This is a genomic window from Acidovorax sp. ST3, from assembly GCF_003231145.1.
GTDB lineage: Bacteria > Pseudomonadota > Gammaproteobacteria > Burkholderiales > Burkholderiaceae_C > Acidovorax.
On sequence record NZ_QKVP01000008.1, the window covers coordinates 26,493 to 42,875 of the forward strand.

The 16,383-nt window shown below is 63.5% G+C and carries 18 protein-coding genes and 1 pseudogene; 3 read left to right on the forward strand and 16 right to left on the reverse strand.

Features of this window, described 5'->3' with window-relative positions; all coding sequences use genetic code 11:
• Window positions 1-253 precede the first annotated feature (253 nt).
• From DNK89_RS22610 to DNK89_RS22645, 9 genes and pseudogenes are all read right to left on the reverse strand, one after another.
• Window positions 254-766 (reverse strand): S26 family signal peptidase, encoded by a 513-nt coding sequence (locus DNK89_RS22610; protein ID WP_110961934.1) that lies wholly within the window; start codon window positions 764-766, stop codon window positions 254-256.
• Entirely contained in the window at window positions 763-1,212 is a 450-nt protein-coding gene (locus tag DNK89_RS22615; protein WP_238990903.1) for a DUF2840 domain-containing protein, read from the reverse strand. Before DNK89_RS22615 ends, DNK89_RS22610 begins: the two co-directional genes overlap by 4 nt.
• A 77-nt stretch (window positions 1,213-1,289) precedes the next feature.
• Complete coding sequence (locus DNK89_RS22620) at window positions 1,290-1,553, reverse strand: chromosome partitioning protein ParB (RefSeq protein WP_110961936.1); 264 nt, start codon at window positions 1,551-1,553, stop codon at window positions 1,290-1,292.
• Window positions 1,550-2,311: a ParA family partition ATPase gene (gene parA, locus DNK89_RS22625; protein WP_238990904.1), complete on the reverse strand. Its 762-nt coding sequence runs from the start codon at window positions 2,309-2,311 to the stop codon at window positions 1,550-1,552. The genes DNK89_RS22620 and parA overlap by 4 nt, the downstream gene beginning before the upstream one ends.
• Window positions 2,312-2,511: 200 nt before the next feature.
• Window positions 2,512-3,335, reverse strand: a pseudogene (locus DNK89_RS22630) (replication initiator protein A); the annotation flags it as partial.
• Window positions 3,336-3,362: 27 nt separating this feature from the next.
• Window positions 3,363-3,665 (reverse strand): AlpA family transcriptional regulator, encoded by a 303-nt coding sequence (locus DNK89_RS22635; RefSeq protein ID WP_110961938.1) that lies wholly within the window; start codon window positions 3,663-3,665, stop codon window positions 3,363-3,365.
• Window positions 3,666-3,757: 92 nt separating this feature from the next.
• The gene (locus tag DNK89_RS22640) at window positions 3,758-4,330 is read right to left on the reverse strand and encodes a DUF2285 domain-containing protein (protein WP_238990906.1); all 573 of its coding nucleotides are present in this window, start codon (window positions 4,328-4,330) and stop codon (window positions 3,758-3,760) included.
• On the reverse strand, window positions 4,311-4,589 hold the full coding sequence (locus tag DNK89_RS25070; RefSeq protein ID WP_370220961.1) for a transcriptional regulator domain-containing protein: 279 nt from the start codon (window positions 4,587-4,589) through the stop codon (window positions 4,311-4,313). The genes DNK89_RS22640 and DNK89_RS25070 overlap by 20 nt, the downstream gene beginning before the upstream one ends.
• A gap of 75 nt (window positions 4,590-4,664) precedes the next feature.
• Window positions 4,665-5,006, reverse strand: coding sequence for a DUF2958 domain-containing protein (locus DNK89_RS22645; RefSeq protein WP_110961939.1), 342 nt, complete (start codon window positions 5,004-5,006; stop codon window positions 4,665-4,667).
• 147 nt (window positions 5,007-5,153) lie between these two features.
• Here DNK89_RS22645 and DNK89_RS22650 point away from each other — a divergent pair, with 147 nt between their 5' ends.
• Entirely contained in the window at window positions 5,154-5,444 is a 291-nt protein-coding gene (locus DNK89_RS22650) for a helix-turn-helix domain-containing protein (protein ID WP_110961940.1), read from the forward strand.
• A 45-nt stretch (window positions 5,445-5,489) separates the two neighbouring features.
• Here DNK89_RS22650 and DNK89_RS22655 read toward each other — a convergent pair whose 3' ends face one another.
• The 5 genes from DNK89_RS22655 to DNK89_RS22675 form a co-directional block, all read right to left on the reverse strand.
• Entirely contained in the window at window positions 5,490-5,837 is a 348-nt protein-coding gene (locus DNK89_RS22655; protein WP_110961941.1) for a DUF2958 domain-containing protein, read from the reverse strand.
• Between the two features lie 372 nt (window positions 5,838-6,209).
• On the reverse strand, window positions 6,210-6,518 hold the full coding sequence (locus DNK89_RS22660) for a DUF736 domain-containing protein (RefSeq protein WP_110961942.1): 309 nt from the start codon (window positions 6,516-6,518) through the stop codon (window positions 6,210-6,212).
• Window positions 6,519-7,021: 503 nt separating this feature from the next.
• Window positions 7,022-7,486 (reverse strand): thioesterase family protein, encoded by a 465-nt coding sequence (locus tag DNK89_RS22665; protein WP_110961943.1) that lies wholly within the window; start codon window positions 7,484-7,486, stop codon window positions 7,022-7,024.
• Between the two features lie 234 nt (window positions 7,487-7,720).
• On the reverse strand, window positions 7,721-9,769 hold the full coding sequence (locus DNK89_RS22670) for a ParB/RepB/Spo0J family partition protein (protein ID WP_110961944.1): 2,049 nt from the start codon (window positions 9,767-9,769) through the stop codon (window positions 7,721-7,723).
• A gap of 93 nt (window positions 9,770-9,862) precedes the next feature.
• On the reverse strand, window positions 9,863-10,699 hold the full coding sequence (locus DNK89_RS22675) for a DUF932 domain-containing protein (RefSeq protein ID WP_110961945.1): 837 nt from the start codon (window positions 10,697-10,699) through the stop codon (window positions 9,863-9,865).
• Between the two features lie 699 nt (window positions 10,700-11,398).
• On the opposite strand from DNK89_RS22675, the gene DNK89_RS22680 reads away from it, so the two are divergent.
• Entirely contained in the window at window positions 11,399-11,596 is a 198-nt protein-coding gene (locus tag DNK89_RS22680; RefSeq protein ID WP_110961946.1) for a hypothetical protein, read from the forward strand.
• A gap of 269 nt (window positions 11,597-11,865) precedes the next feature.
• Here the strand turns inward: DNK89_RS22680 and DNK89_RS22685 are convergent, their stop codons facing one another.
• Complete coding sequence (locus DNK89_RS22685) at window positions 11,866-13,104, reverse strand: hypothetical protein (protein ID WP_153064313.1); 1,239 nt, start codon at window positions 13,102-13,104, stop codon at window positions 11,866-11,868.
• A 56-nt stretch (window positions 13,105-13,160) separates the two neighbouring features.
• Entirely contained in the window at window positions 13,161-13,970 is an 810-nt protein-coding gene (locus tag DNK89_RS22690; RefSeq protein ID WP_110961948.1) for an NYN domain-containing protein, read from the reverse strand.
• A gap of 682 nt (window positions 13,971-14,652) precedes the next feature.
• On the opposite strand from DNK89_RS22690, the gene DNK89_RS22695 reads away from it, so the two are divergent.
• The gene (locus DNK89_RS22695; RefSeq protein WP_110961949.1) at window positions 14,653-16,359 is read left to right on the forward strand and encodes a hypothetical protein; all 1,707 of its coding nucleotides are present in this window, start codon (window positions 14,653-14,655) and stop codon (window positions 16,357-16,359) included.
• The last annotated feature ends 24 nt before the right edge of the window (window positions 16,360-16,383 follow it).

Genomic DNA, 16,383 nt, shown 5'->3' on the forward strand with positions numbered 1-16,383 from the left:
TCCCGGCTCCGACACGCCGCCAGCCACGCAGCGAGTGCGAAGCGCTGCCCCAAAGGCAGCGAAGGTGCAGCAGGCGCTGCACGCTGGCGGCAAAAAATCTGCACGGTGGAGTGCAGCCCGCGCACATGCGTCGGTGCATTTCGGCAGCATCGGCGGCGTGGTACAGAGCACGCTCGCAATGCAGGCTGAGTGCAGGCCCGCACCAGGCGTGGACGCACCACGCAGTTTGTGCAGACGCGAGAAATAGTACCGTTCATGGCGTGCCCCAGGTCCACAACGGATGCGCGCTGCCAATCACTACTGACGCATCGACAGGACCGAAGTAGCGGCTATCGAACGACGCCGGATGCACATTGCTGAGCAGAAAAAGTTCACCATCTGCAAGCGCTCGACACCGTACCCATGACTGCATCGGCCGGTGCGTGCCATCCTGCGCCAGCACCGCCGCCACGAGCACGCCATCGATGCGCACGGCCCCCTCTCCCACGCACACCGACTGCGGCGACACAGCACCTATCCGCTTGAGCAAAGGAACGCCCGCAGGCAGGTATCCGCGCTGTGCCGCGAGGGCCGCCACACCCGCCGGAAGGTGGACCAGCACGACGCCACCGACATGCAGCGAGTCAGGCGATCCAATGCGGTACCAGCCACGAGGCACGCTGTCGCTCGGGTTGTAGACCAACCGCACGGGGAGCTGCACCACCGCTGGCGCACACAGCACAGCGACGCCGATGCTCATGCAGGCCAAGGCCATGCGGCGATTCATCGCAACGCCTCGCGCGCAAGATGCGCCGCATGCCGCTCGGCCGTATAGGCCGGCAGCGGCTGCCGCGCAGCCAACCGGTTACCCACCATGCGCCAGTAGGTGGCGGCAACGGTGCAGGGATTGATGCCCAATACCTCGATGGCATCAATGGCCGCAAGCACCGCCTTGACCTGCGCCTCGCCATCGGCACGCAGCAGTATTCGCGCGCCCGGCAGCACACCCGCTACGCGCTGCGCGTCTTCGAAAGGCGTCGGCGCCTGTATCACCAGGAGCTGCCAGAGCACCGTTCCATAGATGTTGCCGATCCACTTCACGCGACAGCAAACGGCGCCTGGCATGAACATCGCCACGCGCCGCCAACGGTCCAGCACAATCTCCGCCGTCGGCTGCCCAAACCGCAACCAGACGTTCACCCGATCTTCGACGAAAGCGAGCGAAACACGCATGCGGGTCGGCCTCTGCGGCACCCTGGCCTGCAGCGGAGTCTGCCGGACGGCTGGCGCCAGATGGGATACCGGCGCCGTCATGCCACGTCCTCCGGATACTCGCGCTCCAGCAACTCGCGCAGCATGTCCGCCGCTGTGATGCCACGCCGGAACGCTAAAACCTTGATGCGCCCGCGCAGCGCCGGTGTCACATCGATGGTGAGCCGCGCGGCGTAGATGGAGGCCTTGGCCGGTATCTCAGGCGCGTCCGCCTGCCGCACCCAGGTTGATGCAGGATCTGCCCCGGGCCTGCGTCCGATCGGCACCCTGTGCGGCGTCACTACTGGAGGGAGTGCCGTCATCCCAGCACCTCCCGCACGGCCTGCGCGAGCGCCACGATCTCACGTGCGGCCGCGCACTGCGGCGCCACTTCGCACGCCAGCCGCCCTGCTGCCACGCTGTCGGCGAACACGATGCGCTGCGAGACTTCAGTCTCCAGTGCGGCGAAAGGCTGGTCCGCGAGCGCTGCACGCGCTTCACGCCCGATCACCGTGCCGACCACGCGCCGGTTGACTACAAAGGCGGCGCGCAGCTGCGGCCGGAACACCCGAGCCTCCGTGATGAGCTGCACCATCTCGTAGCTCGCCCACACGTCGTAGGCGCTGGGCTGCACCGGGATCAGGACCAGGTCGGCAGCCAGCAGCGCGGAGCGCGCAAGCGCTGCGACCCTGGGCGGCCCGTCAATGACCACGAAATCCGCCTGCAGGGCGATCTGCGGGGCTTCCTGGTGCAAGGAGTCCCTGGCCAGCCCGAACACCCCGTACAGCCGCTCCTGGCCGCTCTGGAGCCGCCGTTGCGCCCAGTCGAGGGCGGAGCCCTGCGGGTCGGCATCGAGCAGCGTGACGCGGCTGCCTTGAAGGGCCAGTTCGCCCGCCAGGTGCGTGGCAAGCGTGGTCTTCCCTGCCCCACCTTTCTGGTTGAGCAGGGCGATCACTTTGCCAGGGCGATTGCCTTGCTTTCCTGCTGGAAAGTTTTGGGATTCTGGACCTGCCTGATTTGCCATCGCAGAAGCATTGCTCAAATCTTGAGCACCTGCTGTTCGCGCGCGCGTGACTTCCATTTATGTATCCCTTTAGTTGTTTAGGGAGTGCCAAAACCGTTGCTGGGCGCGGCGTTCCGGTCGATTGGTGCGGGCGTTCCACCGATACCCATGCGGGTGATCCCCCGAGGGTCGTGCGGGCGATCCACCGAGCCCATCCCCAAGCCATCCACAGGTTCTTCAACAGAATCTGTGGACAAGTCGCTCAGGGGTCGGTTGTCCGGATCGGGCAGAAAGGCCAGCCACTCAATGCCGCCACAGCGCTCAATGGACAGCCAGTAACCCGGCAGCGCCTGGCGCCGTGCCAGGTTGCGAACCTGGATCGCAAAGTCGGAGGGCCGCTGCAGGCTGCCCGACTTCAGGTGAAGATGGCGCATGTCGAAACGCCAGCCCGCCTGCTGTCGCCCACCGTGCTTGCGCACCAGCCGGTACAGCCAGCGCTCAATCCCCCCGGAAAGCCGGAAGTACGTGGGATCGAGCGTGAGCACCAGTCCCTCATCCACCACACCGGTGAAGAACCAGTCGGCCAGAATGAGTTCGATGCCGTCGGAACGCCCCCCGGGCTGGACGTACTCCTTCCACTCGTTGATCCAGGAGAAGCGGTGCACCCGCATGGCGCCGTTCGGGCGCTCGCGCTGGCGCAACGTCGTGGCGACGGTTGTGGACTGCAACCGGTCCAACGCGGCGCGCAGCGCCAGGTAGTCACTGCGGCCGGTGCCACGCTGTGCGAAGCGCAGGATCTCGTAAGGCGTGGCCACCATCAGGCGCGAAGGCGCAATGCCTTCCTTCTTGGCCTGGATGATCTGGCTCGCCGCCCAGATCAGCACGTCGGCATCCCAGATGGTGGCGATGCCGTGCTCGGGCACCCCCTCCACCGTAAGAGAAATGCCGCCCGCTTCAAATCGATCGGCACAATGCGCGGCGATTTGGCGAGCGAGAAGAACGGATAGGCCATAAGGTCCTGCGCATCGCGCAACGCTATGTCGCCGCCCGGCAACGCGCGGAACAGCGACAGCTGTTCGCGTTCGTTCGGGCGCTTTGACATCCGTGGTGCCTCTCTCGTCCGGTCAGATCAACGGACGGATTCGCGCTGCACGTAGCCGGGGTCCGAGGTCATGCCGTAGGCACGGCCATCGGCCCAGGCACGCAGGTCGGTGGCCGCATAGACCACCCGTGCGCCGAACTTCCGGAAGCGCGGGCCACCACCGAGAACACGCTGCTTCTCCAAGGTGCGCGGAGAGAGCCGCAGAAAGGCGCCCGCTTCTTCGGTGGTCAGGAACTCAGGATTTGCAGACGCTGCGGGGACAGTACCCGCAGAGGACTGCGGCGCAGCCGCTTCAGCTGCACGGAACGGAAAAGAACTGGCAACGGCCATGACGGACTCCATCGCTGTCGATGGGCCGCAAACCATTCGCGGCCCGATGGAGGCAGTCTCGGAAATCGGGCCCGATCCAGGCAGGGAGAGATTTAGCGCACCGGTTCGTCTCCGGGGGGCTTTGCAGCGGGATCCAGCACACCCGCCAGGGACAGGTACCCGCCATGCATGAACGCCTCAGCCCGCCGCAGCAGGTGACGCACCTGCGCGCGGAGTTCGCCATCCTCGTGCCAGCGCAGGACGACGGCTTCGAGGCCGAACAGGGCCTGGGCGATGTCGCGATGCGACGCTCCTGACTGTGAAGCATCGAGCGCCTGGAGGGCGCGCAGGTGCAGCAAAGCGGCACGGGTGGCCGCCCGCACGTGCGAGATCTGAGGCGCATGGCCTTCCAGGGCCTGTGCCTGTTCGCGGTACCCGTCGAGCTGACAGCGAAGCCCCGGAGTCAGCGGCACGGCGCCCGCATAGGCGTCGCCATCCTCCAGAGTGCCTGAGAGCGACAAGCGCATGCGCAGCGCACTGAGATCTGCGGTGAGTGCCAGGTCGTGGCCATCCATCACCAGGCGCTTGCGCCCCGGGATGCGCCACAGATCGAACCGACGGGTTGCGGCACCATGCGCACGCACGGCACGCACATGCAGCAGCCCGTCAGAGGAGGACAGCCACAAGGGATGGGCAACCCGTCCATCCAACTCTGGATCTTCGGCGACATCGCAACCCCCAGCGGGCAAAGGACACCACGCGCTTGCGTCGGGCCCAATCCGTGCGGTAACCGGAATGGCGGCGCAAATACTCCCAGGCGAGAGCCGGGTCGTCGAGCTCCAGCACGTACAGATAGGCGGCCGACACACCCCACGGGGCATGGGGAAGATCTTCGGGGGCGGGTGTGGTCACGGAATCCTCCAGCAAAAGAGGGAAACCTGCCACAGAGAGAAAGTTACAGGGTCGCTATCTCGGCGACGTCACGTCGCGCGCGAGGCGATCGAAAAAGGATTGTGTCAATCAGTCGTTGATCGAGCCGTCGCGCTGCGCGTCGGCCAGATAGCCCGAGAGCGTCTGACGGGGCTTGAAATGCGGATCGGCCACGATGCGCATGCCCCGTGGGCCCCGCACCCCCTCCAAAGCGGAGAGGCTGACATACCCCAACTCTGGACTCCCCGTGCCAGCATCGCACAGCCCGAACGCTCGGTCTCCATCGGCATCCAGCTCCGTCAGCAACCACACGGCCCCAGCATCCAGCGTGTAGAGCTTGACGACTGGCAGAGGGTCCACTGCCTCACCACGCGCACGCACTGCGCCGTTGGCCAACATCTGGCTTTGCTGTTCGTTGGTAAGAAATGTCATTAGAGGTATCCGTATGGCGGAATACTACTTCGACTGTTCGTCGGCCCGAGTCGGTGAGAACGCAATTGAGTGCGCGCCCTGCAAAACTCATTTTATGAGTTAAAGATAACGTGGTTTTAATTGATGTGAAACACAAAGCTCCCTGGCATGCAAAAGCCAGGAGTACAGCGCGGGCGCCCCACCGGCGCGACGACGTTTGACGCAGGTCCCGCACGGGCCTTCGGCGACGCCGTGCGCCACCTGCGCACTCTGGACGGCACCGCTCAAGAAACGCTGGCACACCTTGCCGGTATTGAGCGATCGCACATGGGCAAAATCGAGCGTGGGGAGCACATGCCAACGCTGGCGTTGATACTGAAGATCGCACGTGCATTGGGCCGCAGCGCCAGCGAACTGATGCTGGAAACCGAAGCCCGTTTGCCCATGAGCGACGGATGAAGCGATATTGGCCATCCGCACACGCTGACAGCCAACGCACTGCGACTACGCCACAATCCGCCCCGCAAGACGCGCCTCACACGCGTAGGCACTCAGCCGCTTCTGTGGAGTGAAGTGCAGGCCCCGTTCCACCGGAAGCCCCAGCCGGCCGCGCACGGTTGCAAGTTCTGCCAGGCTGACCCACCCCAATTCGGGATAGCCCAGACCCAGGTCGCACAGCCCAAACACGTGGTCGTGATCGTCCGGGTCCATCTCGGTCAGCAGCCAGGTCGCACCGGCGTCCGGGGTGAACAGCTTGAGCACTGGAGCAGGGTCAAAGTCTTCTTGTTCGAGGGACTGCCGGCCGTTGACCAACAGTTGCGCGCGTTGTTCGTCCGTACTGAGCTTCGTCATGGTCTTCTCCTTGGAAGGAATCAGGGCGGGATTGCCCGAGACCGGAAGCAGCACGGCGCAGCGCAGCCGTCAGGGTTCGAAGACGGCCGCCAGGACGCCAGCGCGGTCCGGCCAAGCCGGAGACGCGCACATCCGTAAATCCGCAAAGACACATTGACGGAAAACCGCAGACTCGTGGCCCCATCGCGACGGGTTTGCAGAAACCCACAGACCAGCAAATCCACAGATCCAAAAATACGCCCATCCGCAAACACGGATGAACGCTTTCCCGGATTTGCGCACCACCGCAGGACGGGACAACTCACGCCCCCTCTCTACTCCCCGAAGCCATGTGACAAAAGCGCCCCGCTGAGCGGGGCGCCGAGGGCGACGTCAGTCGCCCTTGCTGCGCGACCAGATCAGGTTGTGCGCACCATCCTCGCCTTCGACCAGGCGGGCGTAGAGGGTGGCAGGGAACGACGGATCGTCCAGGGTCACGGACAGGTAGGGGCGCTCCGCCTTGCTGAGTTTCTTCCAAGCTGCGCCGATCTCCAGTCCATTGCCGGCGACGACGCGGTAGTCCGGAGCGTTCTCGCTTGCCTTGTCGCTGGGCACGAGCCTGACCTTGACGTTGAGCGTCAGGGTGCGAACCGTGCCGGTGTAGCTGCCGTTCTGTGCGGTGAAGGCGCCGATGTTGGCCATGATGAAGTCCTTTCGAAGTTGTCCAGGTCGCGCCCATCGCGGCCTTGGCGTGATCCGATGGGCGAGGGTCGGGCGCGCCGCATCCCGCAGCGAAGCACAGGGGCCGCAGCGCAGCGAAGGACCGGGAGGCCCGAGAAATTTGCCGCGCGAGGAATCCGCGCAGCGGAGGGGAAATTTGTCGGGCCGGACGGTTGCGGCGAACAAGCCCGAGGCGGCGCAAACGAAGTGCAGCGCCGCCGTGCCCGAGCCAGGATTCAACGCAAATACAAGGCTGCTGTGGGGGTGATCCTGTACAGAAAGGATTCATGGCCCCGGCGCCGCTCCGCCTCACCGTAGCGCAGCGCTTGCGGCACAGCCCCATACGCGACTCACGTCAACCGTCACCGACGCTCAAGCACCAGGCAATTCACGTTGCGGCAGGTATGGCGCACGTCCTGAGCACGGCCGCGGGAGAAGGTCAGGAAGTTGCCCTTGCAGCGCGGACGCATGCTCGCATCCACGGGCTATCGCGCCATTCCCATGTGCTGGTGCACACGCTGAAGCGCCTCAACCTTGGCAGCGATGCGTGTCTCGATGACCGTCCGCTGCACCGCCACCAGCGTGACAGCGGCCTCGCACACGACTTCGTCCGTGTCGCAGGCCTGCACACGGAACGTCGCGCTCCGCTCCCCCATCCGTTCTAGCCATCCGCGCAGCTGCAGAGAGGATCCTGGCGGGATGGGTCCTCGGTGGTCGATGCGGATCGTGCGACCCACCACCACCTCGGCCGCATCGACGTGCTGCTGCATTTCCCGGATGCAGATGGATTCGATCACCGCCACCAGGTAGCCTGTGGCAAGGCATTCAATCAGCCGCTCGGCATAGCCACTGCCATGAGGCAGCCGGGCAAAGAGCGACTTCGCCGTCTGGTCTGCCGGAACGGTGTAGGACTCTTCAAAGAATATCTCGCTGACGCCTTGGTGGTTCATGGGTTGTCCGGGTGCGTTGTCACAAGCCAGATCAGCGCAGGATTGCGGGTGATAGGGTCAGCTCGATGCTCCCGTGACCCGCAGGCCCGTCCCACCCACGGCAGCGAGTTCCGGCGTAGCGCGCCACTCCAGGCGCAGCGAACGTGGTTTTCCGGAAGTCCAAACGCGCGCGGCAGACTTGCCGCGCGCGTCGCGCCCAAAAAATGCCCCGGCCCAACGGCCGGGGCTTCATGCTCACGCCTCAGCGTGTGCGTCCTCGTGGACCTCCGAATCAACGCTGCCGCTGGCATCGGCACTGACATCGGCATCACCCCCGACCTCGCGCCCCGCCCCTGCCTCGACTTCGACAGCCGCTTCCTGCCCCCGGAACATCACCGGCAGCCACCCCGCCCCCGCAGCCAGCCGTTCGGCCTCGCTCGCAATCTCGGCCTTCCTGAGCTTGCCCAGCCGGTTCACCTGATCGGGAGCAAACACCTGCACCGCCTCCAGCGCCTTGGCTTTCGAGACATGCTCGAAGTAGCCTGCGGCGGTCGGGGTCCACCAGTCGTGCATATCGAGGTTCACGGCCTGCGCGAGCACAGCAGCAGGGATTTCTCCTTCCTGCGAAGCCAGCGCGCTGACCGTGGAAGCCACACACACGGCCAGCAGTGACAGCAGCTCCTGCTGCGGGAAAGCCAACAGCTCCGCGAACAGCCCATCCGAGTCGCTGGGCAGGCGATGGACCCAGGCCTCCCGCACCTTGCGCATGCCCACGGCTGCGGGGGCATCGGCCATGTCGGGCGCATGCAGTCCAAGCCCATCCTGGGGCGTCGCAGAAATGTTGAGTGCCGAGTCTCCCGCCCCGTAGCTCTCCACGATCACCCGCAGCGCAAGGCGATGCACCAGGGCCACCAGTGCAACGTGGGGATGCCGCGCCACATCGGCTTGCAGAGCCGCCGTGCGGTGCGCGCTGAGGCGCTTGGCCAGTTTCTCCGAGATTCCTGACTTCGCGGGCTCGTCGGTGTCGGCATCCGGGTTGCCGCCCGCCCCGCCCTCCTCCTGCCGCGCCTGATCCCGCAGTGCCTTGGCCTGCTCCTCCCGCAGCAGGCCACGGTGCACCACCACCCCGCCCATGGAATCGACCGACACGATGGTACCGGCCAGCGCCACCACGGCGGGCGGGTATTCGACCAGTTGGCGTTCCACGGACTCCAGTTCATTGCCAAGTGCGTCCATGGCGTCTTGCAGCGCCTGTGCCTGCTCGTCGGTCATGTCCTCGTTCTCGTCGTCCAGTTGCTCCTGCAGCTTCGCCTGCCGGTCTTCGAGCTTGGCAATGCGCTTTGCCTCGGTCTTCGTGGGTTCCCGGCGTGTGCTGCGCGCCCGCTGGAACTGGTACAGGTCGGATGCGGTGGCACGCGGCGCCGTATCCACCCAGGCCCAGCCTTCGGCGCTCACCTGCTCGGCCAAGGGGGCGAGCTTGTCTCGCGCCAACACCTCCAGCAACGCCCCATCGGTCAGGAAGATGCCGTTGTTTTCATCCGCGAACAGGTCACGCCGGACGCCGCCGCCTGCCTGTTCGTACGCCTCCAGCCCAACAAATCGCGCCACCGCATCACGGCTGGCGTCGATCTCTTCACGGGTCAGGTGGTCGCGCAGCGCGTCCGGGCTGCGCTGCCATTGTGGCGAGTCGTAGAACGCAGCTTCCTGCGCCGCATGGTCGTCGGTGATGGCCAGCGCCATCAACTGCTCCAGCGTCACGGCCTGCGTCCCGAAGTCGGCCAGCAGCCGGGGCGACACATTGGCAAGCTTCAGGCGGCGCTGCACCACCAAGGGTGTCACACCGAAATCAGCAGCAATGTCCTCCACGGGGCGGCCTTCGGCCACCAGGTCTTTCCAGGCGAACAGTTCTTCGATGGGGGACATGGCCTCGCGCTGGACGTTCTCCGTCAGGCTCACGGTGCGCGCTGCATCATCCTGCACCAGCAGGCAATGGACTTCGTGGTCCTTTGCCAGCTTGCGGCGCTTGGCCAGCAGTTTGAGGGCAGCCAGACGACGGCGCCCAGCCACCACTTCGTAATGCTCGCCATCGAGTGCAGCCACCACGGTGAGGTTTTGCAGCAGGCCTACACGGGCGATGCTCGATGCGAGTTCGGGAATCGACGTGCCGCCGCTCTTGCGCACGTTGCGGCTGGAGGGCCGCAGCCTGGACAGCGGGATCAACAGCAGTTCCTGCGAAGCCGCCATGGAGGCAGCGGCGCTGCCCGTGGCGTTGGCGTTGGATTCTTGAAAGGTAGCGGTGCTCATGATGAAGCTCCTATCGGTCAAAGAAAGAGAAAGGGAAAAAGGGAAGCAAGACAAAAAAGGAATGGCAGGAGGGGGCGCCCCTCCGGCCGAAACTCAGGCTTTGAGTTGGCGCATGCCATCGGCCAGCAGCCACAGGGCGCGGTTCAGGCGCAGGTTCTGGTCAATGCCCAGCACGGGTCGCGTGCTCTGGCGGCGTCCGTTGGCGGCGCGGGCGCGCAGGCCGCCCTTGATGAGGTTTTCTTGGGTGCGGTTGAACACGCTCCACAGGTCGCGGCGGTCGTCGTCCGTGCGACGCGGCATCAGGATTTGGGTTTCCGTGATGGGTGCGGGCTTGGCGGGGTCGTCGTACTTGAGGGTCAGCGCGGCACGGGCGAACACCTCCGACTCCCGGGCGTCCAGGGTGATCGCCTGCATGGATTCGCGGGATCGCTGGGCCTGCCCGAAGCCATTCAGGACTTCATACGCGCCCTCGATGACCTGTCCCGCCACATCGCCCTTGTGGGGCGCGCGCACATCGGCCACGGTGTCGCCGCACACCAGCCCGTTCTGGCAGACGAAGCGGAACATGCCCGCCAGCATCTGGTAGCTGCTGGTCCCGTCATGGGAGTTAAGCAGGATGATTTCGTTGGCCTCACGGCCATTGATCTGGCTGGCATGGCGCAGGCGGATCATGTGTTTGGTGAAGTCGCGCCGCCCCTCCTGGCGCACACGGGTCTGGCACACCATGAAGGGTTGGAAGCCCTCCCCTCTCAATTCCTGCAGCACGGTGGCCGTGGGGATGTAGCTGTAGCGCTCGGAGCGGCTGCCGTGCGGGGTCTGGGCAAAGATGGACGGGGCCACGGCCCTGATCTGGTCGTCCGACAAGGGATGTTCGGAGCGAAGCACCGGCGATTGCGGCGCGAAGCTGGATAAACGGGATGCGAGTTGCATGGTGATTTCTCCTGACGAAGTTGGCTGTTGAAAAGGCCTCACCGGATTCCTAGATTCAGAGCCCTCTTCGGGCTTCCGGTGGGGTCGGCACGAAGAACCCGGTTGGCCTCGTTGCCACCGTCTTTCCTGAGTTCATCGCCCGCGACGGTCAGGAGCGCGCGGCCGGGTGCTGTCAAGGAAACAAGCGCAGGGTGGGCGCGGCCCGCAGGCGCAGCCGAGGACACGGCCCTGCGCGCCTTGAAGGCACCCGGCCGCGGGCTACAGTCGCGAGCAAGGTGATGGATTCAGGAAAGATGGCTGGACAGGCAACGGCCCGCGCTTCACGCCGACCCCACGCAAGCGAGAGCGCGCAGCGCCGCAGGCGCGAAGGCCGATCCGGCGCGGCCGGTTCGGCGGTATCAAAGGGGCGCCAAGCACCGCGCGGCGGGGATGGGCTGCACAGCCGACCCCCTGGAGGCAAGCGCAGCGCGCAGGCCCGGGTCAACGAGCCGGGCCGAAGACGTCAGCCGAACAAGGCGAGGGAACGATGGAGACCCGAAGGGTCGAGACGCCAAGGGTGGCTCGATGCGCAAGCACGACAGCGCGGCCGGCCCTGCCTCTTGGCCGGAGACGCACAGACCACGTGTCCGACACCTACGGCATGGGGCCATAACCCGATGAGAGCAACTTGCTCTGCGCCTGGGCACAATCGCACCTGCAATGGAAATTCAAGAACTACAGGACGAAGAACTGATGGCCCAGGCCCGTGAATGGCGGCTGCGGGCACTTCGCGGGGAAAAGGAAGCACGCGGCATGGCGCACGAGCTGGAGCGCGAAGTGCGCAGGCGGTTCGGCAATCCCCAAGCCGAGACGCAGCACTCGCTCAAAGAGGTGCGCGTGCTGGGAGAGCTACCGTAAGGACTGAGCAGCGCCGAGTGCCTTGAACCACCGCATCCCCCACATCAGCAAAAAGCCAGAACAGCCAAGAACAGCCCGTCACCAGCCAGTCAATCATCAGGCTCGGTAGGAACAGACTTCGCAGAGGCCCGTCCCATCACCAAAGAGCAAGCCACCAGGGCTTGCAGCCAGACGCTGGAGCAGGCGGATGCCCGGACCTCAGGTCATCTCGCACAGGAGAGCACTGAACTCCGTTCCGCAGAGGTGCACAATGCAAACCCCACGAAACCTCACTCGGGCCACCACAGCGGCCGATCCGGCGTTGCGCCTTCGGCCCGCAACGCGTCGGCAAGCCCATGCACGGGATCCTTGAGACTGCCGCGCACCAGAGCGATCCATGTATGCAGGGCCTCGTCCTCTGACCTGTCGCCTGCGATCACCTCCAGGCGGGACAGCATGTCCAGGACACGATGATAGTCTCCAAGCGCCTCGCCAACGGCAAGGGCGCGCGGTAGCTGGGATGCACGGGCTTCCCGACGCTCGGCGCGGGCCTCTTCGGCAGCGGACGCGATACGGCGCGCAAGATCGGCTTCCTGCTGCGCCTTCGCCCGCATCGCGGCCTCCTCGGCAACCAGCTTCGAGCGAACCGCCTCTGCCTCAGGAAATGCGATCAGGGCCTGCGTGATCTCGGGGAGGCGTTTCTCCATCTGCTCCCGGGTACCCGACCACTGGCGGGCAATGGCGCTCCAGTCTCTCTCCAGCTTCAGCTTGTAGGCATCAAGGGCCCTGTACTCCGCTGGCTCATAGAGGACGCCCTTGCGCGGGGGCTTGATGATTTTTTCCGCCTGCTCGGCGAAGTTCAGGCAAATAGAGCCTCCCGCCCTGCGGATCTCAACCGTGTTACGGGAGCCCTTGCCGCTGGCAACGATCTGGCAACCTCCCGCGATAAGTCTGCGAAGCAGCGCCTCGTGGAAACGAAGAATCCAGTCAATGTTGGCCGTCGTGGCGGTGACGCGCAGGCAGCCTTCGTCGGTGATGTACCGTCCCATCGACATATGGTGTCCGGTGATGCCACCGAAGAAAGGCCGCCCCTGAGCCGCAGCACGTTCCCTGTCCCGTGCCCGCTTCTGCTCCTCGCGCTCGATGGACTGGAAAAAGCGGGCCGTCTTGGCCACCAGCGGATGGCAGTTGTCGAGTGAGGTCGGTATTTCGATGGGCGACACGGCGATGCCGTCTTTCGCGCGTGAGAAGGTTTGCCGGACCTGCTGGAGTCTCGTCGCGTCCTCCGACCGATCCGCCGTTGTGTCCTTGTCCGGCAAAGGGATCACAGAGTCCATTTCAGCCGACGGCAATGGTATGGGGAGACTCGGCTTTCCAGCCGCATGGCGGGTCCAGAAGCCGACAGGCGGCACAGGAATGTTGTACCTGCGGCAGAGTTTGGACAGGCCGACGTCCGACAGGCCCAATTGAGGTCCCAGATGCCGAAGCGGCGTTTTCCAGACCAGCCCATAAAGTTCTGAACGCTTCACCAACACCTCCTCGGGTACGACACGAAAGAACGCACCAGCACCTACAGGTCAGAGCCCTATGCGCGCAATGCTTCCGTCTCCGGGGCACTGTCTGTCTTCGGTTGCAAACTCACTGACCAGTGCCCTCCCTGCTCCTGCAGCGGCACCAGCCGGTCATACGTCTTGACCATGTTCAACAACCCGGAGTGCCCGTACGTCTGTGGAGAGAAGGCCGGATCGGTGCGCTTGAGGTATTGGCCGAGGGCGCCAAGGCCCACCTTACCCTCCGACGTGTCGCTGGCAAGAAGCGCCACGGCTTCCACAAGGAAGCGTGGCCTGCGCTTGACCACGGACTTGGGAGGCTCCTGCCTGGCCTGATCGGCGTGGGGAGGCTCCGGTTTCGCCGCGGGCTTTTGAGCAGAGTCGAGGACCTGCTCGGCCGGTGGCGCGGGACGGACCCATTCGAAGAACTGGTCGCTGGCGTTGCGCAAAGCATCGGGCGTCTTGGGCTCACCGACGATGCACACCGTGGCACCGCGCTCTCGCAACTTGCGGCACAGGTAGGCAAAATCGGAATCGCTGGTGACCAGGCAGAAGGTGTCCGCTCTTTCATCGAAAAGCGCTTCCAGCGCGTCCAGCGCCAGGGCGATGTCAGCGGTATTCTTGCCGGCCGCATACTGGTACTGCAGGCACGGAGTGAACGCCAGGCGTACCAAGGCGTCCTGCCATTTGTTGGCCAGCGTGGCCTGGTTGCCATAGCCGCGACGCAGCACGACACGACCAAACTGGGCCACCATGCGCAGCGCATGTTCAAGGATTTCAGGCGAGACATTGTCGCAGTCGACCAGCACCGCAACGCGGGTCTCTGTGGTGGGGCTGTTACTCATCCGGATTGCTATGCAGGATTTTTTGACCCCACACAGTAGCCGATTTCAAGCACTTGCCCGCAAACAGTATGTTCGGTCTTATCTCTGGGTTGGAAATCGCATTTGATTGGGCGACCATTGATCTCAGCCGTCGCCTTCAGGCTGGTCTGAGTCGCTCGCCGTAGATGCGTTGACCGTCAGCAGCGGTCGACAGCTGTCGCACGACCATAAACTCTTCCTGATTTAGCACTAGGTTCTCTATCGCAGCGGTCAAGCTGCGAATCATCGCCAAGTGCCAGCTTGACCTAGTGATTCTGACTCTTGTCGCTTTCCGCGGTCGCGTATTCAACGTACTGACCAAGCTCCAGTGAGTGGCTAGCTGGCCGCCGATCAGGCCACTGCAGTGGTGATCCGACCTAAAACCAAGCAGCCTTCACGATAGCCGGGGCGATTCACGTTCAGAGAATGTGGACGGCTAGACATCCTTTTGTTGACTGGCGCCGTGCTTCGCCATAGATTGACTTCTAGCCTAGCTTCAGGAACGGGAGGGATTATGAGAATAGCAGCCCTAGCGCTATGCAGTGCTCAAGCGCGCCTTCACTTTATGCTGGGGCTTTGTTTATGCGGAGCGAATCCTGCATGGTCTCAGGTTGCCCCACCCATTACACCGCTTGCTGACGACGGAGGCATCCTGCTATGGCGCGTGGTCCCGGCCAATCTGCATGATCCGAATTTTTCAGTCGCGAAGTTCGAGGCGCTGGTTACGAAGTCGCTCCCGCGAAGCGTACAAGTAGAGAAAAATGACAGTCTGTCCGAGGTGGTCCGTCGGCATTTCAATGCCAGTAGTACCTGGACGCCAACCGTCTACGGAGCTCTGATTGAGCAGATTAAGCAGGCGAATACCTTGGACAAGGACACGGACCTGAAGCCGGGCTCGCTGATCGTTCCGGACCTGCCGAGTACAAGCAAGAGTCAGCCCTCGGCCTTCAACGTGCTTAACGTCTCCGCGAAAATCTCCAAGCTGGACCTCGGCGCCAATGCATGGGATGTCAACAAGAATGCGTTTGTCGGGAAACCCGTCGTCTCAGACCTAGGGCGCATTGGCGCCCAATCAGTTTTGCAGGTCCGCCAGCTACCGCTAGATGCTGCACGGTCCTTCGCTGTGCCATCAGATGAGGAGGTTCCCGGCGAGTTTGCCTATGCGGCTTTACGCGTTCCTTTTACAGCGGAGTTCAACGCTGAGCCCTCTTGGGCGACGGTCAGCGGTGACTGTCCAGCTATCGATCCAGCGCTTGCGAGCATTCTGGCCAGCAAGCCACGAACTCGGGCAACGGTCGTGGTTCTCGATGACGCTTGGCCTGACGATGAAGAATTCCTGAGGGCGCGTGACTTTGTGGTCAGTGCCTCGAAACTCATCCGGGGGAAATTCAAACTGGATGGCGCTACACCACAACTGAGCGATATTGAGACTCTGTCAAAGATGCAAAGTACTTCCTTTCCACCCGGCATCGCACCGTTTCCAGCCCTTCGGACGCACGCAGCCGCAATCAAGGCAAGTTTGCGGTCGTTTAGCTGCAACGACAAGGGTCAGGGAGTAAATGTGGTTTTCATTCCGATGGGCACGGCGCAGGATGGGTCTTACCCACTGTTGCGCGAAATCTTGTATCTGGCCTATCTAGCGCGCATCAAGTCAAACAACTTCAGCGCCCAACTGGTATGGGCACCTCCGCAAAAAGACCAAATCGACACTGCGCGCAGCTTTGCAACGAAGAGCTTCGCCGACGAAAACGGGAAAATCTCGCCGTTTCTCAATCCGTTCAGCCCAACCGGGCCGAACAGCATCCTCACTGACCAGGCCCTTATTGAGCAACTGGCATTCTTTCTGAGAATGTATTCGGACGCATCCCAGTCGCCACACTTTCTCTCCATGTCTTGGACAGCCAGAGAGCTGGCTTGGCAGATTTACTTTCCTGAGTACAGCTATGGGCTGATGCTCGCCGCCGCAGGCAATACAGAAACGGTAAACGTGCACGAAAAGCGTGTGCAATTCGCCTATCGCAGTACCAATCCCGGCGACGTCATCGCTGTAGAGAACAGCAACGACTCCGAATACCTGTGCTTCTCTAGTAGATTTTCCCAGGCCGATGGCGTTGACGTATTGGGGGTGGGCTATCCAGGTGAGATCGCCGAGACGAAGCTATGCGGTACCAGCTTCTCGACTCCCCGGGTGGCGTGGTTGCTGGCAGCGCGCGAGGCCTACATCGCCAACACGCCGACTACCGACGGTGAGCGCTCCATATGGCAGATCCAGCAAAAGACACGTATCAAGAATCTGCGCACTTTGGATCGAGAGGGCAGTATGCGTTTCAACGTCACTTGGCAAAAGCTGTTGGGCGTGCCGGCGAACTAGCGCATTCGACATTTTTTCAACAAG

What these genes read in the sequence shown, in the direction of transcription:
- DNK89_RS22610 (WP_110961934.1), bottom strand. Translation starts at nt 766, where the DNA reads ATGAATCGCCGCATGGCCTTGGCCTGCATGAGCATCGGCGTCGCTGTG.
- DNK89_RS22615 (WP_238990903.1), bottom strand. Translation starts at nt 1,212, where the DNA reads ATGCGTGTTTCGCTCGCTTTCGTCGAAGATCGGGTGAACGTCTGGTTG.
- DNK89_RS22620 (WP_110961936.1), bottom strand. Translation starts at nt 1,553, where the DNA reads ATGACGGCACTCCCTCCAGTAGTGACGCCGCACAGGGTGCCGATCGGA.
- parA (WP_238990904.1), bottom strand. Translation starts at nt 2,311, where the DNA reads ATGGAAGTCACGCGCGCGCGAACAGCAGGTGCTCAAGATTTGAGCAAT.
- DNK89_RS22635 (WP_110961938.1), bottom strand. Translation starts at nt 3,665, where the DNA reads ATGGCCGTTGCCAGTTCTTTTCCGTTCCGTGCAGCTGAAGCGGCTGCG.
- DNK89_RS22645 (WP_110961939.1), bottom strand. Translation starts at nt 5,006, where the DNA reads ATGACATTTCTTACCAACGAACAGCAAAGCCAGATGTTGGCCAACGGC.
- DNK89_RS22650 (WP_110961940.1), top strand. Translation starts at nt 5,154, where the DNA reads ATGCAAAAGCCAGGAGTACAGCGCGGGCGCCCCACCGGCGCGACGACG.
- DNK89_RS22655 (WP_110961941.1), bottom strand. Translation starts at nt 5,837, where the DNA reads ATGACGAAGCTCAGTACGGACGAACAACGCGCGCAACTGTTGGTCAAC.
- DNK89_RS22660 (WP_110961942.1), bottom strand. Translation starts at nt 6,518, where the DNA reads ATGGCCAACATCGGCGCCTTCACCGCACAGAACGGCAGCTACACCGGC.
- DNK89_RS22665 (WP_110961943.1), bottom strand. Translation starts at nt 7,486, where the DNA reads ATGAACCACCAAGGCGTCAGCGAGATATTCTTTGAAGAGTCCTACACC.
- DNK89_RS22670 (WP_110961944.1), bottom strand. Translation starts at nt 9,769, where the DNA reads ATGAGCACCGCTACCTTTCAAGAATCCAACGCCAACGCCACGGGCAGC.
- DNK89_RS22675 (WP_110961945.1), bottom strand. Translation starts at nt 10,699, where the DNA reads ATGCAACTCGCATCCCGTTTATCCAGCTTCGCGCCGCAATCGCCGGTG.
- DNK89_RS22680 (WP_110961946.1), top strand. Translation starts at nt 11,399, where the DNA reads ATGGAAATTCAAGAACTACAGGACGAAGAACTGATGGCCCAGGCCCGT.
- DNK89_RS22690 (WP_110961948.1), bottom strand. Translation starts at nt 13,970, where the DNA reads ATGAGTAACAGCCCCACCACAGAGACCCGCGTTGCGGTGCTGGTCGAC.